This window comes from Pseudomonas asplenii, from assembly GCF_001293465.1.
Classification (GTDB): Bacteria; Pseudomonadota; Gammaproteobacteria; order Pseudomonadales; family Pseudomonadaceae; genus Aquipseudomonas; species Aquipseudomonas fuscovaginae_B.
The window spans coordinates 1-301 of record NZ_JSYZ01000062.1; the positions used below are offsets into that span (position 1 = coordinate 1).

General features: G+C 68.4%; 1 protein-coding gene. It reads left to right on the forward strand.

Translation table 11 applies throughout. From position 1 onward, the window contains the following. Window positions 1-301: AMP-binding protein (locus tag PF66_RS31600; protein WP_152973147.1), on the forward strand; the 301-nt coding region annotated here is incomplete at both ends.

Sequence of the window (301 nt, forward strand, 5' to 3'; positions counted from 1 at the left end):
CCGCTGGGCGTACCGGGTGAAATCTACATCGGCGGTGCCGGCGTGGCCCGCGGCTACCTGGACCCGTTCAGCGGCGAACCCGAGGCGCGGATGTACAAGACCGGCGACCTGGCGCGCTGGCTGGCCGATGGCAACCTCGAGTACCTGGGGCGCAATGACGACCAGGTGAAGATCCGTGGCCTGCGCATCGAACTGGGCGAGATCGAAACCCCCGGCGAGAAACGCCTGGTGGCCTACTACAGCTCGACCGATGGCGCGCTGGAGATCGAGGCGCTGCGGGCCTTGATGCAGGGGCGACGGC